Origin of the sequence: Candidatus Defluviibacterium haderslevense (assembly GCA_016712225.1) — a bacterium.
Classification (GTDB): Bacteria; Bacteroidota; Bacteroidia; order Chitinophagales; family Saprospiraceae; genus Vicinibacter; species Vicinibacter haderslevensis.
In genome coordinates this window covers 494531-516271 of record JADJRL010000003.1, presented here as the reverse complement: position 1 = coordinate 516271, position 21741 = coordinate 494531, and the positions used below count along the sequence as shown (strand labels likewise).

The window sequence follows — 21741 nt, the reverse complement described above, 5'->3', positions numbered from 1 at the left end:
TCATTTATTTTTTTGCTTATATTCTAAGAAGTTGTTATAGACAATTGATTTCTGTTTATCTATTTCTGAAAGCAATTGTGATTTGAGAAGATTCCTTGTTCTTGCATCAATTGACTTTGATGGTGATAATGTGGAAATGTGCAATTCAAATTCTGAATTTTCGCCTTTTGAAGTATAATCTGGGAAACCAAAATTTACAGCAAACAACCCTTTCTCACCCTTGAAATTATAAGAAAAAGAAGAATCAATACTCCATAAAATTAAATGTTTATGAAACTTGTTGTCCTTTATAAAATCCTTTTTATCCAGTGATTTTCCAGAAAGCAAAATCTTGTTTAGTTCTTCCATCCATTTTATTTCATCCGGCAAGACTTCGTCTTCTGGTTTTATTGATACATCTTTTATGTTCTGACAGTTAAAATAGTCACTCTTTAAATGGTTGGTCAAGCGGAAGAAAAAAACAAATCTTTCCTCATTGCTGAAATCTTTAAAAATTATTTTTCTCAGTTCTTCCTTAAGTGCAATAACGCCTCTCTTTTTATATTCTTCTACTTGTTTTTTTACTACATATTCTGCAAGCTCCTTAGTTTCAGCTGCTGTATATGAAATGATAATTCTTCCTTTCCCGTTATTATCATTAATGAGTTCAATAGTTGAGTCAAAAATATTTGTCTGCTCATACCATGATTTGTTTATATCATTTCTTTTCAAGGAAATATCTGCTTTCAAATGGTTTAGGTTATTGTCAACTGGAACAAAACGAATCGGCTTTTCCAAGTGGCAAGTTGGCAGTTTTTGTTTAATAAAATCATTAACATCAACGCTTAATATATCAGGAACTAATAATTGAGTATTATTTTCCCAAGTAATATCACTTGAAGTCGCCTTTTTATTATCCTCTCTTGTTGAAAATGAATCTCTTACTTTATCAAATTCCTTAGGTGATAACAGCAATGTTTGAAGTAATGGAACTGTATAATCCTTATCAGAACTTAGTGAGAAAATTCCTCTTTCGCGCAATATTCTATTGAGTTCAGAAGATGTAATATATTTTTGATTAGCAAAACCTCTTAGCTGCTCTCCGTATGGAAGTATCCTTTGTATGTCTTTATGTTCTGTGTTCATTACGCAAATGTACTTATGGGGTTAAGAAAATTTATTACAGATACACTCTTGGTAAATTCATTTGCCTGGAATTTTTGTTTAGTTAGAGCAACTATTTGACTATGGACTAGGTCGTCATAATCAGGAAAAGCAATTATTATTTGACCTACTAATTCTGTTGTAATGTCTTTCGCTAACCCAATTAGTCTAAGTAAATCTTCTTCTTCAAAATTGTCTAATGTGGCAAGCAATAAACATATTTCTTTAGGATTATCTTTATTAACAAGTCGAATAGGAAGGATTGTAGAATTTAGATATTCAACTGGAAGTGATTTTCCTACATTTTCTCTATTTACTGGATTGATGTTTTGCCCTGTGTTTGGGTAATAAAAAAAGTAATCAAACTTTTCACTCTTCGTTTTCACAAACTTCATTATTTCAAGAATAAAAACAACTCGTTTATTGTCCATAATGAAAATGGCATTATTACATTGAGTGTCTAAAACCCTTGAAGAGGCAACAATGCTTATCAAATCATCATTGCTGTCTGCATTATTGTTTAACCAAAATAAAACACCAACATCATTCATAGATGAAAATTGATATGCTGAAGAAGTGTTGTTCTTAATTTCTGAAAAATTATAACACTCAATGGTGGTTATTAAATCTTCCATAAAATCCTTAAACAATTTTGTTGGGCTGTTAGGATATTTTTCTGTTTTATATTTAGAAGAAATCAATACATTATTTAGCTGCCCTGAAACAAGAGGATTCATGTATGAGTAAAGAAAATCAATGCCGTGAGTTTCTTTAGGATTTCCTTTATCGTTTAAGTGTTTGTCAGTGTTCATACATGTCAGAGTTACACCTGTCGCCAAGCTATTCCAGCCAATCACAGAAAAAAATGTTTTTACAACATTCTCTCCGTAGTCACCAATTTATTTTGACCATTCTCCCATCTTTATTTTTTTAAAATTTACAATCCCCCTATAAACGCCTTGTCCAACAAGGCGGGCATCAATTCAATCAATTCTTTTTCGGTTTCAGTATGTTGTTCTTTGAGTGCATTTACTTTATGCAACAGTTCTACAAATTCCTTTTGTAAAGTAATATCAGGAATCGGTACTTTTATTTTCATCAGTTTATCCAAGCCCAAAGTTTTGTTTCTTCCTGCTCCTCCTGGACTGCAAGCGTTTATATCTTCCAAACCTTTTGGAGAAAGAAAATGAAAACATAAGAATTCTTCCAATGCCCTTTCTTTATCTGCCACACAAGAAATAAAACGGTGTGAACCGTAACGGTCATTGTCTTCTTCTTTGGCTACTGCAATTCCACCTTCCCATGCAAACACATTACTAAAAACTAAATCATCTTGTTTGATTTGAAATATTTTTTTGGTTGCAACTTCTAAACCTGTCAATGCTGGTTTGTGAAATGTTCCTTTACCGAAACATCTAATTCCTAATTCGGGGTAAAGTGCTTCGTCATTTAATTTTACTTCTCGTCTAATGATTGGTGCAACTTCTTTCATTGGCAACCATTCAGCAACTTCAATCAAGTCGATGTATTTGCTATAAAGCAAATTCTTGATGTCTTTGGTTTGTTCTGCTCTTAATTTTTCTATTTGCTCAATGCGTTGTTTTACACTTTCAATTTTTGAAATTATGCGTTGCTGTTCGGGCAATGATGGGAGTGGGATTTCATAATTCAAAACATGGTAAGGTCTTATTGCTGCATAGTTCGTTGTGCCTTTTGCTTCAACTTGCGAAAGAAACCAATGTTGCTTCATACAATACTCCAAATATTTTCTTTCAATCATTGTGTCATTCACATCATAGAGAAAATAATGACTGCTTACAATTGAGTTGTTTAATTCTTCGGGAATAATTCCATAACCGCCAAACCTTGCATCCATTTCAGCAAATATCAAATCACCGCTTTTGCAAACCTGTTGTTCTTTTGTCTTTATTTCTAAACCTTCTTTTTCTTCTCTCAAAACAACTCCTAATGCTTTGGTTTGAACACGACAAAGTTTGTATCGCTGAAAGTCATCAATGCTGATGAATTCGCTCCGATGAGTTATTACTTCACCTAATTTTATTTTGGTCAAACTATGCTTCATTGTTTACTGATACTTGAATTCTATTTTCAATTTCTTTCATCAACTGCATTACCTTTTTTTCTTTCTCCATTATTGAACTCATCAACTCTGTTGGCTCACGATATTCAAATTCACTTTTCTTATTCGGATTTTTTATATCAAGATTTACATTCAGCAATTTTCCTTCATCATCAGTAAGCAAAATGTCTTTGACTTTAACTTTCCATGCGTTATCATTTGCCTTTCTTTTGCTCCACCATTTTTTTATTTCGTCAAATTCTTCAAACTGTATCGGTCTTGTCTTGCTGTATTTTTTTCTGTCCTCTGGTGGGAATATTTCATAATACCATATTTCCTTTGTGGTTTCACCTGCTTCAAAAAATAAAAGGTTGCAAGCAATGTCTGTATAAGGTGCAAATATGCCTTCGCCTAAACGCACTACTGTATGCAAGTTAAATTCATCAATCAACTGTTTCTTTACTCTTGCTGCAATTCCTGGGGTAAACAAAGTTCCGTGAGGAACTACAATTGCTGCTCTTCCACCTTCTTGATTTGGTTTTTTCTTTTTCAGTTTTCGCATGATGAGTTGCAGAAAAAGCAAAGCGGTTTCTGCTGTCTTTTTATCATCAGGAAAATTATTTAATATTCCTTTTTCTTCTTCGCCACCGAAAGGTGGATTAGTTAAAATAATCTCTACCCGTTCGCTGTCGCCAATATCACGAAGCGGTTTTCGCAAACTGTTTCCGCTGTCAATGTTCGGATAGTTCAAACCATGCAACAACAAATTCATTTGGCAAAGCAAGTAGGGAAGTGGTTTTGCTTCGCCTCCAATGATTGATTTGCTTTGCAAAATTTCTTGTTGCTCAACTGTCTTTGCTTGCTTCTTTAAATGTTCAAATGCAGAGACTAAAAAACCTCCTGTTCCGCTTGCAGGGTCAAGAACTGTTTCGCCAATTTGTGGGTCAAGCATTTCCACCATAAATTTTACAACTGGTCGTGGCGTATAAAATTCTCCTGCGTCTCCGCTTGCATCCCTCATTTCTTTCAAAATGCTTTCATACAAATGGGAGAGTGTGTTAGTTTCTTCGTTGTTGGTAAAATGTATTTCATCAATCTTGTTCACTACATCACGAAGCAAATAACCGTTTATCATTCGGTTTGTAACTCCTTTGAAAACTGTTGCAATTACATCTTTGCGTTCTGTTCCCATTTCGCTTTGTAGCCCTCGTAAATAATAAAGCAAACCTGTTCGTTCTTTTCCATCAGCCAATTTTACTTTCTCGTTGTTGATGAATGAAAGTAAATCATCGCCTGTTAAATTTTTATCCTTTGCCCAATCTCTCCAACGATACGGTTCTGCAATAGCGGCTTTGTATTTTTTATTTTTCAAAGCTGCTTGTGTCTCTTGCAAACTTTCGTTGTCGTCCAAAAATTTTAGAAACATAATCCATGTGAGCATGGGCAAACGGTCTCCGTCACCGTTCATGCCTTTGTCTTTACGCATGGTGTTGCGGCATGATTTGATAATTCCAGACAACCGTTGTGCAGGTGTTTCTTGCTTTACTATTTTTTCTGTTTTCTTTTTTGCCATTTTAATTTTCTATGCTGCCTCTGCATAAAGCAATGTCTGTAATTGTTCAATCGCTTGCTTGTATTTGTCAATGCCGCCAAAAGCATTTACAATTTCTATTTCGTTTCCTTCTCGTCTTATCGGTTCTGCTGAAATAATGTCGGGTCTTATTTGATTCAAACCAAAGTCAACATACTTTTCTAAAATCATTTTCAAAACCTGTTGTGCTTTTTGGCTGTAAAGCAAAAAGAAATCGGGTTTGTTTTTTTGTAATAGGTCTGCTCTTTGTTTTCTTGTTTTCGGTTTCAAATCATAAGCCACATAGCAAAGTAAGTCAAAAGGGTCGGCTTCGCTTTGATTTGTAATGTCCATCAGCTCGTCAATAGAAATTCCACTATTCTCCAATTCATCAATAATGAGTTGGCGTTCTTCGGCTTTGCTCCATTTGCTTCTCAACTCGTTTGCAGAAGGAAACAAAATTGCAATTTGTTCTTTGGCATATTGAGTAAACTGAACGGTTCTTAATTTTCCGTCTGCTCCATGTATTTGCACACTCTCGGCGGCAATGTTTACCGTTCCTTCTGTGATGTAATATTTTTTTCGTGTTCCCCCTTCGCCTGTCGGTGGTGGTGGGTCTGAAATTATTTCATCGTCTGGCAGTGGTGGGACGCTGATGATGGTTTCAGTTCCTGGGATTGTTATTCCACTGCTGTCAATTTCTTCTTCTGTTATCAATGGCGGTTCACCATCAAAGTCAGGGTCTGCAAAATTTCTTGTTGCTGTTCCTGTGTAATCAAGTATGGTAAAAAATAATTTCTCTTTGTCTTCTCTCACTCTTGTTCCTCTGCCAATAATTTGTTTGAACTCTGTCATTAAATTTACCAATCGGAACAAAACAATGTTCTTACATGTAGGCACATCTACACCTGTGCTCATCAATCGTGAAGTAGTAACCACAACTGGAATTGGTTCGTCAATGTCCATGAACTTTCCTAAATGTCCTTTGCCAATTTCTTTTTCATCAGAAACAATTCGCACCGCATAATCAGGATATTGAATTACTAAATCAGAATTTAAGTTGCTGAATTCTCTGCGAAATTGGTCTGCATGTTCTTGATTAACACAAAACACAATCGTCTTATCAAACCTTCCGTTCTTCGCCATGAAATCAGAAAGATGTTTTGCAACTGCTTTTGTTCTCGGCAAATGTGAAAGAGTGTTTTCAAAATCTGGTGTTGAATAAATTTCATCGGGTATCAATTCTCCGTTAGCATCCAACTGTCCTTCCTGTGGTCTGAAACCAACTGCATCAGGTTCGGGAACTATTCTGTGAACAATGTAAGGAGCTAAAAAACCGTCTTCAATTCCTTGCTTTAAACTGTAAGTGTAAAGCGGATTTCCAAAATATAAATAAGTGTCTTTGTTGTCGTCACGCAACGGAGTTGCGGTTAAACCTAACTGAACAGAAGTGTTGAAGTATTCTAAAATTACTCTCCAATTACTTTCATCAGATGAACTTCCACGATGGCACTCGTCAATAACAATCAAGTCAAAAAAATCTCTTGGCAATTTCCTGAATGCTCCTGTCCTGTTTTCGTCTTCCGCCAAAGATTGGTAAGTAGAAAAATAAACTTCTCTGCTGCTTGGTAAACCTTCATCGGGAACTAAACATCTTGCATCGCCAAACACTGAAAAATCTTTTGCATGTGGATCTGTAACTAAAATGCTTCTATCGGCAATGAATAAAATTTTTGGTCTGCGGTGTTCGCCTTTTACATTCCAACGGTTCTGCCAAAGTTTGTAAATGATTTGAAACGCAACGGTTGTTTTTCCTGTGCCTGTTGCTAAAGTTAGCAATACTCTTTTCTTTCCTTCTAAAATAGCTTTTATAGAAGTGTTGATAGCAATACGTTGGTAGTAGCGAATTTCTTTGCCTGCAATGGCAAAGAATGGTTTTAAAAATGTTTCTTGTATTTCTGCTTTTACTGGCTCAACTGAATTTAATCTATTCCACAACTCTGTAGGAGTTGGAAACTTTTTAATTTCATTTTCAAGTCCTGTGAGAAAATCAAATTCTAAAATGTCAGTGCCGTTTGTGCTGTAAGCGAATTTTAAACCTAAGATTGTTGCATACTCTTTTGCTTGTTGGATTCCGTCAGCCGCTTCTTTGTATTTTACTTTGGCTTCAACAATTGCAAGCGGATAGTTTTGAGAGTAGCGAAGCAAATAGTCAAAGCGTTTCGCTTTTTTTCTTTTTGCTTTTCTTCTGAATACAATAATTTTTCCGTCTGTAAAAGTCCGCTGTTCTATGATTTGCTGGTCTGTCCACTGGCTGGCATAGATTTTAGGCAACACATCTTTTCGGCATGTGTCGGCTTCACTTTCATAATCATTTACATTTACTGTCGGCTCAATCATTAATCACAAAGATAGGATTCCAAGATACGAATTTTTATAAAGTCTGTTTTGTGTGGTGGCCATAGAAATTCAAATTATTTTTTTGTGGGTGGTCCCTTTTAATTATTGATTTTTTTGCGGTTGCCAAGTCGTTCAATGCGTTGTTAGTTGTTGTCTTATGTAAATTCAAAACTATTTTTTCAAAGCACTACAATGTCAATTTATAAGGATGCAAATACAACTAATATTCTTTTATATGAAAATCCAATAGGAGTTTTGTGAATATGTTTTGCATTTATTGTCTTTAAAAATTTCATTTTAATTTAAATGGTCTTAATGATTAATTGTTATTGTTTAATAAAAATAGATTACACACTCTACTTAAAATAATAATCCACCTTTTAGGTAAATTTTTGTGTGACAAATATATCCAAACTTATCTGAAAGAATGGGAAATCTTGTAGAATAATATTTTAAATCCAGAATTAGAAAGTAATTTATCTTCTCTATCAAAGCAAATATTGTTATCTAAATAAATTATGGATTGGTACTATATTAATCTATTGGATTGAAAATCAGTCAAGTAGAATAGATTAATTTAAATTCAAGCCTCTAAATTCCAATTTAATCCAAATTCCAATGATCCAAATCCTCCTTGGTTAGTTTAAGAAATTCAACGATTTTGCTTTTGGTGATGGGTTCGTAATTGGATTTTTTGAATTGGCGGCAGGCATTGGAGATGATCTGATGGCAATGGCGGAGGCCTCATCCGGTGAGTGCCGATAGATCTTTGGGGTATACTACTATCCGTGAAATTTAAATCCCTTCTTTTATCAAAATTATATTGGATTACTTTGCTCCGAATAAGTAGGTTACTTTACGCCGGATTTGGTTAGTCAATATGGTTCAGATTATGCAGTCAGTGCGTTGGTAGAAACAGCTCTTATACTTTTGCCTGAGAGGTTGACTTGTGCGATTGGGGCAACCGCCAATGTGCCGTTTGTGGGTTGACATAAATTGAACTAAAAAAAATGTGCGGTGGGGAAAATAAAAATTCTTAAAGTCGGCAATGAATGTTGGTTAATTAGTTATCCGTTTGAAATGTAGTCTGTATGGTGAATTCCTCCTATAAATGTTATGTTGCCTAGCATATTGTCATTCTTTATAGTATTACGCCTAAAAATGTTGGCGTGCAAGTGCTCATTTTCCTTTCTGGGCCTTCGCGCAACTTAGCTCACAAATATTAATAATTGAGCTTGCACACTATTATTGACTGATTGAGTAAATAGTGATTAAAATATCTTATACGGATTTCATTTTGCTTAATGTTTGTCTCTATATAATGGCGCCTATTCTATTGCTATCATTTTTTAAAATACCAAGGCCTAAAAGTTGTAAATCCTTATCTTTGATTGCGTATATTCTATTACTATCATTTTTTAAAATACCAAGGCCTAAAAGTTGTAAATCCTTATCTTTGATTGCGTATATTCTATTACTATCATTTTTTAAAATACCTTGACCTAAAAGTTGTAGATCCTTATCTTCTATTGCAATCATTCTATCCCAATCATTTTTTATCCAACCAAATCCATAGTTTCTTAAATCTTGCTTGGTAAATTTATTCTTGGTTGAAGCTGTCAATGCAATTTTTTGTTTTTGATCAATTTCATATTTTTTTTGATTAATTACATCCCCTCTTGCTTCAAGAGGAGAATTAGTAATACCCTTCTTCAAAAGGGTTTTTAGGCCGTGATATACTAGTAATACACATATTATAAATATTATTGTATTGAATGTTTCTTTAATAAAGTAACTGTCAAAATTTATGATCATTTCACCAAAATCTATATGGGGAGAATAGGATTTTGCCCAGGCAAATATTAGAATACCTAAAATTATTAATATAATGCCTTTTGCTGAAGTATTTGATGTGGATATTTGATTTGGCATAGAAAATAAATTTTATTCCAATTAAATAATTTCATTTGTATAAAAATAATCCAATTGTAACCAACGGATTTGGCATATACGCTGCACCGCCAAACAATTGTAGCCAAAAGTAAAAAATATTTTTTAATTCCAGTAAGAAATTAAAAGAGTATGATTTAAGATACCTGGAGGTGTAGAGTCTATGTCATGTTATCGGCGGGTTTTCTAATTGCTAATTTAAAATATCACTTAGAATAGATTCTGAAGTAGTAATATTTAGATTACTGTTTTTTAGTAAATACATAATATTATTTCGGTGCCATGAATTTGATCGCGGATGAAATACAATTTCAAAAGGGATTTCTTTCATTTTACTAAACTCAAAATGAATCACTTTTAAGTCATGATCCTTATCCCAATTAATCAAATTTTCTTTAAGTAAATGTTCTTCCCCAATTGAATTTCTTTCTTGTATGTTTTCAATTTCCAATAATATACGAAATTCATTTTCATGCTGAAAGCTTTCGTCTTTAATAAAACCTTGAACGAAGTCAACTTTATTTAACTGTTCTTCACTTTCAGCATTACGAAAGATAGTGTACTTGACATTTCCAATTTTTAAAGGTTTTTTAGATGGATAAGAAAGTTGAATTTCACTGGATTGTAATGCTTTAATTAAAGTGTGATAATTTATTCGAACAGAAACACTATTTGGATGTGAAAATAGATTCCACATAGCAACGGACTCGTGTGTACTACAATACCAGCAACTTGCATAATTTGTTTTTTGAAATAATTTTCTTTCATCACTATAATTATTTCTACTGTTTGGATTAATGTTTATATTGGAAAACCAATTTTCAAAATTTGAAAATAACTTATTTCTCAGATTTTCACTTTGATTATTAAGAACTAAATGTTCAAGTTTTGTACCTTCTAATTTGTCTTCGAATAAATCTAGACGAATTAAAGGAAGTCTTTTATTGATAAGAAAATCTAATAATTGGTCAATAGTCATGTATCTATTTAAAGTTGAATTTGTAACGGTTGCAATTTTAGCATCGAGATTTCAACCGCATTATTATTTTTCATAATATACTAATTTTGCTTTTTAAATTTTAACTAATTTTTAGTACGTTCTGATTTACTCTTTGGATTTTATATAACTCGCCGCTAACTTTGTGTTTACGAAACTCCATCGCAGAATTTCGTAAATATGATTTATATGTTATTGAATTTAATGATTTCATTTTCAGCAAATTAAATAGTCTTAGTGAGCCTTTATATTTTTTAATTATAATAAATCACTATTCCAAAGCAAAAGAAAAATATAGCTTTTCTTAATCCATAACACTGCAAGACAAATATATCCAAATTTATTTGAATAAAATGGAAAACAGGCAAAATAAATATTTGTTTAAAAGTGCGGATGGCAATTTAATTTCTGTTATTAAGCGAGTATAGGCCATCCATAGTAAATTAGTAATAAAATCATACTTGCCGATTCACCCAAAATTAGTCTATTGGAATGAATTATCCTGAATTCAACAAACTAATTTTCATTTCAATCCAAATTCCAATGTTCCAAATCCTCCTTGGGTAGTTTAAGAAATTCAGCAATTTCGCGTTTTGTGATGGGTTCGTATTTGGACTTGTTGAATTGGCTTCGGGCATTGGAGATGATCCGTTGGCAATAGCGCAGGCCTCTGCCGGTGAGTTCCGATAGATCTTTCGGGTATACTACTATCCTTGAAATTTTTTTCATAATATTTGGCATTCATGTTTAGTGTCATTTTAAAGATATATGAATATAAATGTGTCTAATGTTGTTTTTAGGATGGCTTAAAGGGTAGCAAAGCCATAAAATATGTTCTCAATTTATATAAACGTTTAAAAAGCTAAATTATTTAATGTATCAATTAAAAAAAAATGCAAGAAATTGATTTTAACATATTTTGAAATTAAATTGTAAGCATGAGTTGCTTAAAAAAGACAATTTTTAGAAATAATTAAGTACAACTCACAAGCAAGTATCTACGGTCGCTCTACCCTCGAGGTACGGTCGAGGTGCCAAGAAACTATTTAGCCTCATTACATTTATAAAATATTTTTTGTGATTTGTTGTAGAACGGGAATAAATCTAAATGTCCAAAACCGACTCAATTGTATTAGAACGAATAGTTTGTATTAGAACGTCTGGAACGTCAAATACTAACATAATTGGATATCATTATTCGTTTTAGTAATGAAAGCAAAATATTTTTGATGCTAGCCAAAAATGTTTGCGAATATTTTTTTAACACTTTAATTTTTTTATTATGGGACGCCAAAGCAGTCTAATTAAGATCACTAGTAAACTAGATGATCTGAGTTTAATAAATTTACAAGGAAATAATATTTGTCCAAAAGGGTTCTTTTGTAATAGTCAAATTTTTCCCATTTAAGTAAACGATATTATTTAGATCTTTCAACTTTATATAATTTGTTAATTAACACACGAATGACATATCTTCTTGAATAAAAATAGGAATTCTTAAATGAATATTTGGTTATTTCATATTCTACATGAGTGTAGAATAGTTGAGAATACGTTTTTCAACTGCAGTGATTTTCTCAATAATAGAGTTAAAGAAATCTAATGTATGATGTCCTGAGCCTTTACCTAAATAGTAGGAGTTTTCTTGAATCGAATTATACCATTGATCTGTATAATGCAATAAAGCTGAGTTTTCCGAAATAATAAAATTGGGGCTATCATAAGTGAGATAGAGTACATTGAAATCATCTGATGAGACTCTGACATGATTGCTAGTATGCATAATTTTGTTGTCGTATAGTTTGTAATTGTTTTGATTGTAAAGTAAGTTTTTAGAATTAGTGATGGCCATCTTTTTACATCTGGAAGTCACCTCTTTTAAAGCTTCAATAATGGAAATGGCGTCACATGTTGTAATGACTCCACAATCAAAGTAGTATAATAATTGCTGAATTGTATTATCCATTACATTGTTGTTCCAGTACTCTTCAGAATTATATTGGGCATAATGATTCCAAATGTTTTTAGTGAGTTGAAATACTTCTGGATCGAAGAGATCCTTAGAATAGCAAGCATCAGCCATTCTGGATATATTCCAAACTGTACGGCCAAAAACAAAAAGTTTAAAGGCAGCTAATGTATCATTTAAAAAATAATAGAAAATAGGTAATTCGCGTGTAGCATAATACAATTTTACATTTTTTGCTTGCTGTACCATTTGAAATGTATTGGCAAGTTGTCCTAAATATTCCTCAATGTTTTTGACAGGTCGAGTTAATTGAGGCATTTTAAAATGTACATGATCTGATCGATCAAAAACCATTTCATCGAGTGATATTCCAAAATGTTTCATAAGAATGATTACTTCATCTAGGGAATAGAATGAATCCATTCTGGCTTTTTTGTAAATGGTATCGGTGCTAACATGCAGGACCTTTGATAATTCATCAGCCCAATTTTTTTTGCATACTATTTTATTGAGTATGACTTCATGAAATTGCACCTTAATCGATTGATTACTCATAAAGGGTGTTCTATTGAGTTAACAAATAAAATTAAGACTTATATAGTGTTAAGTTAATATGACAAAAACTATGCCTAATTGAATTTTGAGATTTATTTTTTTGACATATTAAACAATTAATTATGTATTACTTGAAAAAATGTCCATTTATTGTTTCAACATCGACAATACTTTTGCTTCGATATTTAATTATTAATCATTTAAAATTTATTTTATGAATAACACACTATTTAAATTTTTTCAAAAGTATGATCAACTATTATTGCATTGTGCCTTGCTTATGGTGATCATTATTATCGCTTGTTCTTATACTTATAAGAACACACGAATTACCAATGATCCAGTGATCAGAAAGTTGAGGTATGAGCAAACTTCAATAACTAGTTACGCAGTATCCAATGAGGTCAATATAGAAGGCATGCATCCTTTTGATATTGTGAATACTCATTCTGAAAGTCAAGTTACACATTCCGAAATTCAAATAAGTAGTTCCGGAAAAATTATGTTTACCAATTCATATGAGCCAACAAATCCTCATATTGAACATGGTTATCGGGTTCCAGCAAAAACGGTGAGTGATGAACACGGTACTACTTTATTTAATGAAAGTGGCGAAGCTTATTATTATTCTGCCAATAATGAAGAGACTCCTTTTCCCACATTTGATGGTAACAATGACGAATTATTAAATTTTGGATATATTCAACCCTTAGTCAACCTGACTCCAGAGGATATTAGAAACATTAATGTATCTGGTCAAATGGTGATCATTCAGAATGATCATAGTTTTATAATTAAAGACCATGCTTCAAAAATAACCATTGATATATTAGCCCAAACTATACTTACTGAAGCTTTTGTCAATGATAAAATGACGACTTCTACTCTTGAAAAATTTGCAATTGTTGATGTCAATAAAGCAATAAAGATGTACACAATAGAGAAAACATATTCGACTTTATTGAATGGAGGTTTGTTGGAAAAAACGGTAAGAAGTCAATATGATAATTATGTAATAAATGATATACCTGTTGTAGTTCATGAAGTTCAAAGCAAATTATCAAGTGAAATAGACAAGTTTGCACATCAATCAGCTTATCAATTAAAACAAACTTTTGAAGAACAATCACTCTTAAATGATCAGATGTTAGAAGTGTTTCCGAATCCTACTTATGACATTTTAAATATTGTGATTCAAGAATCAGAACCATCGGAAAAGAACCAATATACCATTTTTAATTTGGATGGAAAAGAAATGGCTTCAGGCCATTTTGGTAAAACTGAGGCAATTAATATTTCAACATTAGCTCCTGGAGTTTACAGAATTGTAGTGGTTAATCCAAAACAAACTTATTACAGTGCATTTTCGAAAATTTAATTTTTTTAATAAAAAAACAATAAAAATCATGAAAAAGTTATCATCTGTTTTTATATTTACAATGCTATATTTAACATCTATGAATTCATTTGCCCAATTACCCGGGGGTGGTTCTTCTAATTTAGGAGGTGGTTTCGGCCAAGGTATTTCTGTTGGAAGCAGATCAAGCCAATCGTTTAATCCAGGATCAGTAAATAATCCATCGGGAAAACCATCAACTGATAAAGAACGAACCGTATTTTGGGTACATGGCCTAAATGGGGATATTGGATCATGGTCAAGGGCAGCTACTGCATCACAACACAATGTTGCTGGTGGATTTCCAGCCAGAAAATTAAAATCACAAACCAACTTTACCTATACCCAATCTGCTTCACTGCTTGAGGCTTCACAACAATTGGGAGAAATTATTGAAAAAGAACGAGGAATAAAAATTGGCTTGGGAGAAGACCCTACCAAAGATTTCTTAATAGCACATAGTCAAGGCGGAATAGTAAGTAGAGGACTTATGCATCTAGAACTTTGTTTGGGTAATAAAGCCCCTAATAATATGGGTTATGGCGGACTTGTAACCTTTTGTAGTCCACATCAAGGAGCTGTGCTATTGAATAATAAAGCTTTATTTGCCGATTTAGGGGGCGAAATGTGTAAATCATTGTTGCTTGGTCCTACTGCAGAATATGTTAATGATGTTGATTTGAAATTTAAATTATTTGGTTTTATTCCAATTAAGATACCAGGATCAAAATTTGTTAAATATGCAGAAACGGGTGTTTCATTAGTATGTAATTCTTTTAAAGATAATATTGTTCCATTTGTAACCAATGCAGAAACCCCTAATATTACTAAAGATTATGAAGTGGGTGCAAAACTTTTGAAACAAATGAATGATTGTCTTGATGGGAATCAGAACCTTGAGAAATTTCCAAAAGTTGCCTATTTTGGTATAGAACCAAAAGAGCATTTAATGCTTAGGACTGTAAAATATTTCTTAGAATCCAGTCAAGCCTATGAGTATTTTGAGGCGAATGATGACAATACCTTAATTGATCTATATCAGAAGAATTATGATAAATTCAGATCTAAATATGAAGAATGGTCTAATAGATATAATGCCTTAGATCATTTGTATAAATCTCAACAATGCTATACTTGGATAAAATACAATACCCTACCTTGTAAGGAGATCAGAAGCAAGAGAGATGCTGCAAAGACGTTATGGCAAGGATATTTAGAAGGAATAAAATTCTTCGAAGCTATGGACGATAAATATAAACTCATTATTGGTGCACTAGAGTTCCAAAAAAATATTAAATATTATTGCGAATGTGAAAATCCTTCTGAATATTCTAAAGTTGAAATAAGTGATCCATCAAAATGTTTATCAAAAAAATTTGGTAAAAATGGTTTAATGCTTTGTCAGGTAGTTAGTGAAGTAACATTCGATCGTTTAGAAAAAGATTCTGACGGCGTTGTGCTTTCAGAGTCTGCTTCGAATCTGCCAGGGGCTACATTCAGCCCACAAAAAATGTTCAATACATCTCATATGCAGGCAAGGAATAATGAAGCATTGAAAGGAGGATTGACCAAATTATATGATGGGGGTACTGATCCATTTTTCAGAACGATTGCAAGATAATAATATAATTATGGAGAGGAAACAGTATGAGTTTCCTCTCCATTTTAAACAATAACTTATGAAAACATTATTTCCTTTTTTATTAATAATCAATTTAGTTACAACATTATTTAGTTCATGTGATGAGCACATGCCTATAGATCCTTGTGAGATTAAACCTTGCGATACGGTGGTAATAAAACCACCCACTAAAGATTCAAATATTGTATGGCAATACAATGCAGATACTATTAATAATAGTTGCGTTTCCATTTTACCCGTACTATATGAGAATACTATCCTATTTACAAATGGTACCAGAAACTTAGGTGAACCCTTTGTCTTTTTTAATAAAAATACGGGAGAAATCATAAATCAAGCTATAGATCCGGAAAATACTGATGGGATTTCTGCTGGAATATACCAATATAAAAATTATACTGTCATAACCGATTGGTATAAAATATATGTTTTTGACCTTAAACAGAATACGCTGTTTAAAACATTTAATTTAAGGGATTTAGGCTATGAAGGATTACCAAGAATTGGTGGACTAGGAGAATATGTGTTTATTCCAGTAGAAAAAATTGGAGCATCAAAGCAAGAGTATGCTAATACTTGGTTGCGATGGAATATTCTCACCGATCAAATGGATAAAATCTTAACCATTGAGGATCAGGGAACTTTTGTTGCCGGATTCGAATCTTTAGCTTTTTGGCTAAAGCCTAATGGTGATACAGTGATGATATTTCAGAATAGACAGTATGATTTTATCAATCGAAATCGTCGAATCGATATGTATGCTTATAATATGACTCAAAAAAAATATGAATGGAAAATTGACTCTTTTACTCGAACGAGAAATACGAGTGTATTTCCAATCTTAGTGAAGGAGGATCGCTTTTATTTTCAAGGAAGTAATGAAGCATTTTGTTTTAGTTGTATAGACGGACATCAGATATGGAATAGATATTTTCCAGGAGAAGGATTCTTTCGCACAAATGCAGTACTCGCTGAAGGAAAATATATTATAAAAGGAGAATCAGATAAGTTGTACGCTTTAGATGAAAGTTCTGGAATAATAGTTTGGGAAAATTCTAAAGCAGGAGCGTCTCAATCCAATATGATTTATAACAAAGGGCGAATATTTTATGAAACAGGACAAGATGGTTTGGGTGTTTTGCGAGGGCTTCGAGTTTCTACGGGTAAAGTAGAATGGACTTATTTCTCCAGTAATTATCCTAAATACAGTAATGTTTCATTTGGACTATCTGGAATAGCCATCGATCCAGTAACAGATTACATTTATGCCAATGATAGAGTATTTCACATGTGTATAAAATTACCGAAATAGTAATTTATATATTGTAACAAATTTATTATCGTTATATATTACAAATTAAATTTTTAATATGATGAGAACTATTATTTATTTATTATTATTTTGTATTGCCATTTTCTCTGAAAATTTGCATGGACAACAAGCTATAATTAATTTTTCAATTAGTAAAAATATAACTGATCTCAAGTGGAAATTGTATCAAAATAAATGGGATGATACAATTTCTAATACTAATCAAAGTAAATCATTTTATTTTGGAAATGCTAGTCAATTGCATAAATATGTATATTTCAAATCTGAAATAGCATTCAATCATTACATAAATAATTTTCACGTAACAAACAAACTTAGTAGTAATTCAAATGAATATTCTTTTGTTTACGGAAGTCTTGAGAATATCGGGGTATCTATGATCTTTGCTCCAGAGATAAGATTTAAAAATAAATATGTTCATTGTTTTGTTAATAGTGGGATCCAACTCAAACAGGATGTATTAAATCATCTAATCGAAGGAACAGGTCTCGATGCCTCAGGATCATTGGATGATTTAAGTAAATTCAATTCCAAAAGAAATTTTTCAACAATCTGGGTCAATACTTTGGGGGCTAGTGTTTATTATCATGGAATTGGGCTTAGCTTAGAGTTAGGATTTTCTATTGCGCCATCTTCTGTTTTTATTGATGACGTATTGTCGTATCGATCAAATGCACATTTTTATAAGTTAGGTATATCTTATTTGATTAAGAAATAAATGCCATTATATTACAATTATTAAAGGAGAAATTATTTTGTAATGATGCTTTTGTTTTCATCGATGGGGCAATGACTACTCTGATAATACATAAATTTATAGATGGCCTTTTAACAATATTGTGATTGATTAGTTACTAATGCTATGATACAAAATACATATCAATTTTACCCTTGTTTTTAGCTTTAATCTTGCCACGATATTCACATGGAATTTTGCCTTTCAATTGGTCATAAGTGGAACCGGAAATATTGATTCTGCCTTCCTCGCCACTGCTTTCCATTCTTGAGGCAATATTAACTGTGTCGCCCCAAATATCATAGGCAAATTTATTGATACCAATGATGCCGGCTACCAGATGACCGGTATTGATACCAATTCTAATTTCAAATTGGTGTTTGTTTTGTTGTGATCTCTTAAGGTTATGTTCTTTCATAAAAGATATTATGGCCTTTGCCGCACTAACGACATCCAGAACATGAGTGTCATTTGGTTTGGGCAATCCTCCAGCGCACATATAAGAATCACCTATGGTTTTGATTTTCTCTAATCCATATTGTTCAATGATATGGTCAAAAGCAGTAAAACAAAAGTTCAGTTCATCAACGAGCTGATCCGGTGTAAGTTGTTCACTAATATTGGTAAAATGTTTGAAATCTGTAAACATCACAGTAGCATTTTCATAATATCGGGCTTTGGCCATTCCATTTTTTTTAAGTTCATCGGCAACTTCTATAGGTAAAATATTTTCCAATAAGCGATCCGATTTATCTCTTTCACTTTTGACTAAGTCGAGCGCTTCTTTTAATAACAAACTAAAAACAAAATTCTTCTTAATCAGATAATATCTAAACACCGCTACAGAATAGGCCGTAATGGATCCAATTAAAATGGGAACAAATTCTTTCAATTTTAAAAATGCAAACAGTGTGTGATTGCACAGAAATTGATACATGACAACACCGGTTAACAATTGGATGCAGATGTTAATCAAATAAAAATAAGGCCGCAATAAGGTCACAAATGCAACCGGGATCAGAAGTGTTATCTGACCATATAAAAATATTTGTTGATTGTTACAATCCGGCCAATAGGCATAATCGATAAACAAACTATAAGCAATAATTAAAAACAGTATCTCATGATTAAACTTGTATATTCTAAAAAAAATATAAGCTATAGCAATAATTAATGAAGGCATTAATCGAAATAGAATCCATAATGTTGGATTCTCAAAAGTAAATTTACTTTCAGCTAAAAGTGCGGATGGGGTTCCAAATATGGCGAACAATGCACCCCAATTGGCGTAAATAGCACCCAAGCGTTTATATTCAGCATTCCATTCTTCAGTTTTTTGTGAGCCCGTTTGGCCTACAGAATACTGAGCCATAAATTTTTTAAATAGTGGATTGCTACTCATAGGCTATGAAGGAAAATGAGGATATACTTCGGTGTCAAATAATTGTTGAATTCTTGTTTTTATTCCGCCGTCTTTTACTTTTTGAATCATGAAGTCATAATCCTCTTTAACATTAAGTACATAGTCGGGCTTGGATACAACCTTAGCTTCCGGAACCCAGGCAGAATGTATGGTAAACCCAAAAGACATTTGAGGATGATTTAATTTACAAACGGGTCCTTTGTTTAATTCATTGGCATCAAATATCCAAACTTCACATTGATAAGTCAACTCATGTTCATTATAAGGTGCTCCTGTAATTACTGTGGTAAGAATATATCCATTTTTACTGTCCGGTATGTTGGGATTCGTTTTATTTTTTGGAACGAATTGTAAAGACCACATAACTTGATCCTTAGCAAATGTGTAATAATCCACAGATGTAAGGGAATCGGTATCTATACATTGGATGACGAAGAGGGCTCCTTTTTTTGTGTATTCCACCATTTGGTCTGCTGAAAAAACCCTGCTTCTTTTATCTGATTCATACAAATTATAAATGTAATCCGTCAGCAGTCCACTGTTCAAGCCATAAGATTGCCAATAAATATGTGTGATGTGATCTACATTTTTTTCTGCACTGATCATGTCTTTATATGTATATAATCCTACACCCCAGGTATGTGCTTTAGATATAACGCCATTTTCTTCACCGGTGAGATAAAGAAATTTTGTTTGAGGTTCTATAAGTGTTCCAGTCTTTGCATCAATAACACATCGTCCGATTTTTCCAATATCCATTTCTCCTACAGCAATCAATCCTAACTTTTGACTATCAATAGGTTCATTAGGTTTGACTTTAAGTTTATCATAAGATCGGATCCATTCTGCAGGGCATGCACTACAATTATGCGCTGTATGTACGGTGACTTCATGATTAGGATTTTGATAATTTACCGAAAAATGCACCGTTTCTACAGGTAAGCGCGTTGAGGTTGCTTTTATTTGTGTTGCATCATCTGTCAAATCAGACCTTTTGATTAGATAAAGCATGCTATAATCATTCATTGCACCACCTAATAATTTTCGAATAAATTCATCGATGATGGGTTCTTTTTGGAATGGAAAATTAAACATGACATCCAAGGTAAACTTGAAATTGGTATCACACAAAACAATATAATCCTTACTAAATCCTATCTGATGCATATTATAACTTATTGGAATGGGCTTGCCTGCCTCATCAACTATTGTCCATTCTTTAAGTTGTTTTTCTCCTTTCCAACGCAACAACATTACTTCATTAACATTGCTAATGTATTTATAGTAGACTTCATTCCATAAGTGTTTGAACCACTTGTTTATTCGATCTATAATAGAAGATCCTTCGATTTTTTTATATAAGTTGGTATGCTTAAAGAAAGTATAGAAGGCATTGTATTTATCTTCAGTAGATTTATGTTCGTCCTCGGCAATTATTTTTTTTAATTCAGTCATGATCCATTGTTCATCATGATTGTAGAATACATCAAAAATGTGTGTAGCAGACAATAATAATTTGTTGTCTTTTGTGAAATTAACAGTAAACAGCTCGTCGGTATCTGGATCAAATACCGGATGAGCTGTAGTCAAAATCATAGCTAAGGGTTGATCAATAAGTGGTGGTAGACCGGAATGCCAAATTTTATTTTCACCAATTGCTGTAATCAGTTTTAAGGTGCTAGGATCAAACTCAAATGGTCTTCCAGCATCAAAGGTTGCTAACAATCTATGTTCGTTGTCTTTTTTAAATTTCACAGGTGTAATGGCCGTGTTGATTTCATTTCTGGAACCTAACTTCATGGATAATCTTGCTAGACCAGTGTTTTTAAATGCCAAATCTTTATAGGGATTATTGGGTGATGTTTGGGTGCTGGTTGCCAGGTCTGCAAAATAACAGGGAGGCTTAAGTAAGCCCGTTTGTAAGTTGACTTTGCCGGCCGTGTTTAAGTCAAATTTTAAAATGAAACCATCTCCATTGATGAGGGGACTTCCATATTCTTCATTTTCACTACCATCCGGATTTAATGGTTGGTAAGGTAAGCCATCTGAATTGATGGTGCCGCAAGCTGTACTGATGAGAACAGCGCCATACATGTCTGTTGGTATAGCCCCTTCACTAACTAATAGATCAATATTAACTTCCGCTCTGGAAGCAGTTGAAAAAGCTCTTTTTTCCATGGAGACCGAATTTGAAAATGGATAATCCCAAAGTTAATTATTTATCGCATTAATGAAAAAAATATTTTTATTTATAAATTCAGAACTCCATGCCGTGAGTAAACTAAATAGGCGATTATAATTTAATTTTGGTAGTTTGACCTTCTCTTTAGGTTTTAAATATTCGTTTCTAGATCAACTTTTTGTTCTTTTTTCATGAAACATGATTGAGTGATCTTGCCTAAGCAAGAAATTTGTGATGCAAGATCACAAATTAACGAATGAACCGAAGCCTGTCTCAGGCTGAGGGAAACCAAAAATTCTAGGCTGTAAAGTCAAAGCCTAAAATGATTCCATGAAACCTAAATTCAAAAAACTCGCCTTGTGACT

At 32.8% G+C, this 21741-nt stretch carries 15 protein-coding genes; 4 read left to right on the top strand and 11 right to left on the bottom strand.

Annotation, left to right across the window (positions count from 1 at the left end; translation table 11 throughout):
• The 9 genes from IPK88_02360 to IPK88_02320 all read right to left on the bottom strand — a co-directional run bounded on the left by IPK88_02360 (position 1) and on the right by IPK88_02320 (position 12664).
• Positions 1-1125 (bottom strand): hypothetical protein, encoded by a 1125-nt coding sequence (locus IPK88_02360; GenBank protein MBK8242242.1) that lies wholly within the window; start codon positions 1123-1125, stop codon positions 1-3.
• A complete protein-coding gene (locus tag IPK88_02355) occupies positions 1125-1955 on the bottom strand; it encodes a hypothetical protein (GenBank protein MBK8242241.1) in 831 nt (276 codons plus the stop codon). The genes IPK88_02360 and IPK88_02355 overlap by 1 nt, the downstream gene beginning before the upstream one ends.
• 125 nt (positions 1956-2080) lie before the next feature.
• On the bottom strand, positions 2081-3214 hold the full coding sequence (locus tag IPK88_02350; GenBank protein MBK8242240.1) for a restriction endonuclease subunit S: 1134 nt from the start codon (positions 3212-3214) through the stop codon (positions 2081-2083).
• A 1-nt stretch (position 3215) separates the two neighbouring features.
• Positions 3216-4796, bottom strand: a complete 1581-nt coding sequence (locus tag IPK88_02345; protein ID MBK8242239.1) for an N-6 DNA methylase — start codon at positions 4794-4796, stop codon at positions 3216-3218.
• Positions 4797-4805: 9 nt separating this feature from the next.
• Complete coding sequence (locus IPK88_02340; GenBank protein MBK8242238.1) at positions 4806-7193, bottom strand: DEAD/DEAH box helicase family protein; 2388 nt, start codon at positions 7191-7193, stop codon at positions 4806-4808.
• Positions 7194-8507: 1314 nt separating this feature from the next.
• A complete protein-coding gene (locus IPK88_02335) occupies positions 8508-9125 on the bottom strand; it encodes a hypothetical protein (GenBank protein ID MBK8242237.1) in 618 nt (205 codons plus the stop codon).
• A 211-nt stretch (positions 9126-9336) separates the two neighbouring features.
• Positions 9337-10122, bottom strand: a complete 786-nt coding sequence (locus IPK88_02330) for a hypothetical protein (protein ID MBK8242236.1) — start codon at positions 10120-10122, stop codon at positions 9337-9339.
• A gap of 546 nt (positions 10123-10668) precedes the next feature.
• On the bottom strand, positions 10669-10881 hold the full coding sequence (locus IPK88_02325) for a hypothetical protein (GenBank protein MBK8242235.1): 213 nt from the start codon (positions 10879-10881) through the stop codon (positions 10669-10671).
• Between the two features lie 784 nt (positions 10882-11665).
• On the bottom strand, positions 11666-12664 hold the full coding sequence (locus IPK88_02320; GenBank protein MBK8242234.1) for a hypothetical protein: 999 nt from the start codon (positions 12662-12664) through the stop codon (positions 11666-11668).
• A gap of 214 nt (positions 12665-12878) precedes the next feature.
• Between IPK88_02320 and IPK88_02315 the strand changes: the two genes are divergently transcribed.
• Genes IPK88_02315 through IPK88_02300 form a run of 4 tightly spaced genes read left to right on the top strand, consistent with a single transcriptional unit; the run spans position 12879 to position 17753 of the window.
• The gene (locus IPK88_02315; GenBank protein ID MBK8242233.1) at positions 12879-14042 is read left to right on the top strand and encodes a T9SS type A sorting domain-containing protein; all 1164 of its coding nucleotides are present in this window, start codon (positions 12879-12881) and stop codon (positions 14040-14042) included.
• Between the two features lie 28 nt (positions 14043-14070).
• Positions 14071-15681 (top strand): hypothetical protein, encoded by a 1611-nt coding sequence (locus IPK88_02310; GenBank protein MBK8242232.1) that lies wholly within the window; start codon positions 14071-14073, stop codon positions 15679-15681.
• Positions 15682-15739: 58 nt separating this feature from the next.
• Entirely contained in the window at positions 15740-17014 is a 1275-nt protein-coding gene (locus IPK88_02305) for a PQQ-binding-like beta-propeller repeat protein (GenBank protein MBK8242231.1), read from the top strand.
• 58 nt (positions 17015-17072) lie between these two features.
• Positions 17073-17753, top strand: a complete 681-nt coding sequence (locus IPK88_02300) for a hypothetical protein (protein ID MBK8242230.1) — start codon at positions 17073-17075, stop codon at positions 17751-17753.
• Between the two features lie 142 nt (positions 17754-17895).
• On the opposite strand, the gene IPK88_02295 is transcribed toward IPK88_02300, so the two are convergent.
• The gene (locus tag IPK88_02295) at positions 17896-18954 is read right to left on the bottom strand and encodes an adenylate/guanylate cyclase domain-containing protein (GenBank protein MBK8242229.1); all 1059 of its coding nucleotides are present in this window, start codon (positions 18952-18954) and stop codon (positions 17896-17898) included.
• A gap of 222 nt (positions 18955-19176) precedes the next feature.
• The gene (locus tag IPK88_02290) at positions 19177-21372 is read right to left on the bottom strand and encodes a carotenoid oxygenase family protein (GenBank protein MBK8242228.1); all 2196 of its coding nucleotides are present in this window, start codon (positions 21370-21372) and stop codon (positions 19177-19179) included.
• Between the last annotated feature and the right edge of the window lie 369 nt (positions 21373-21741).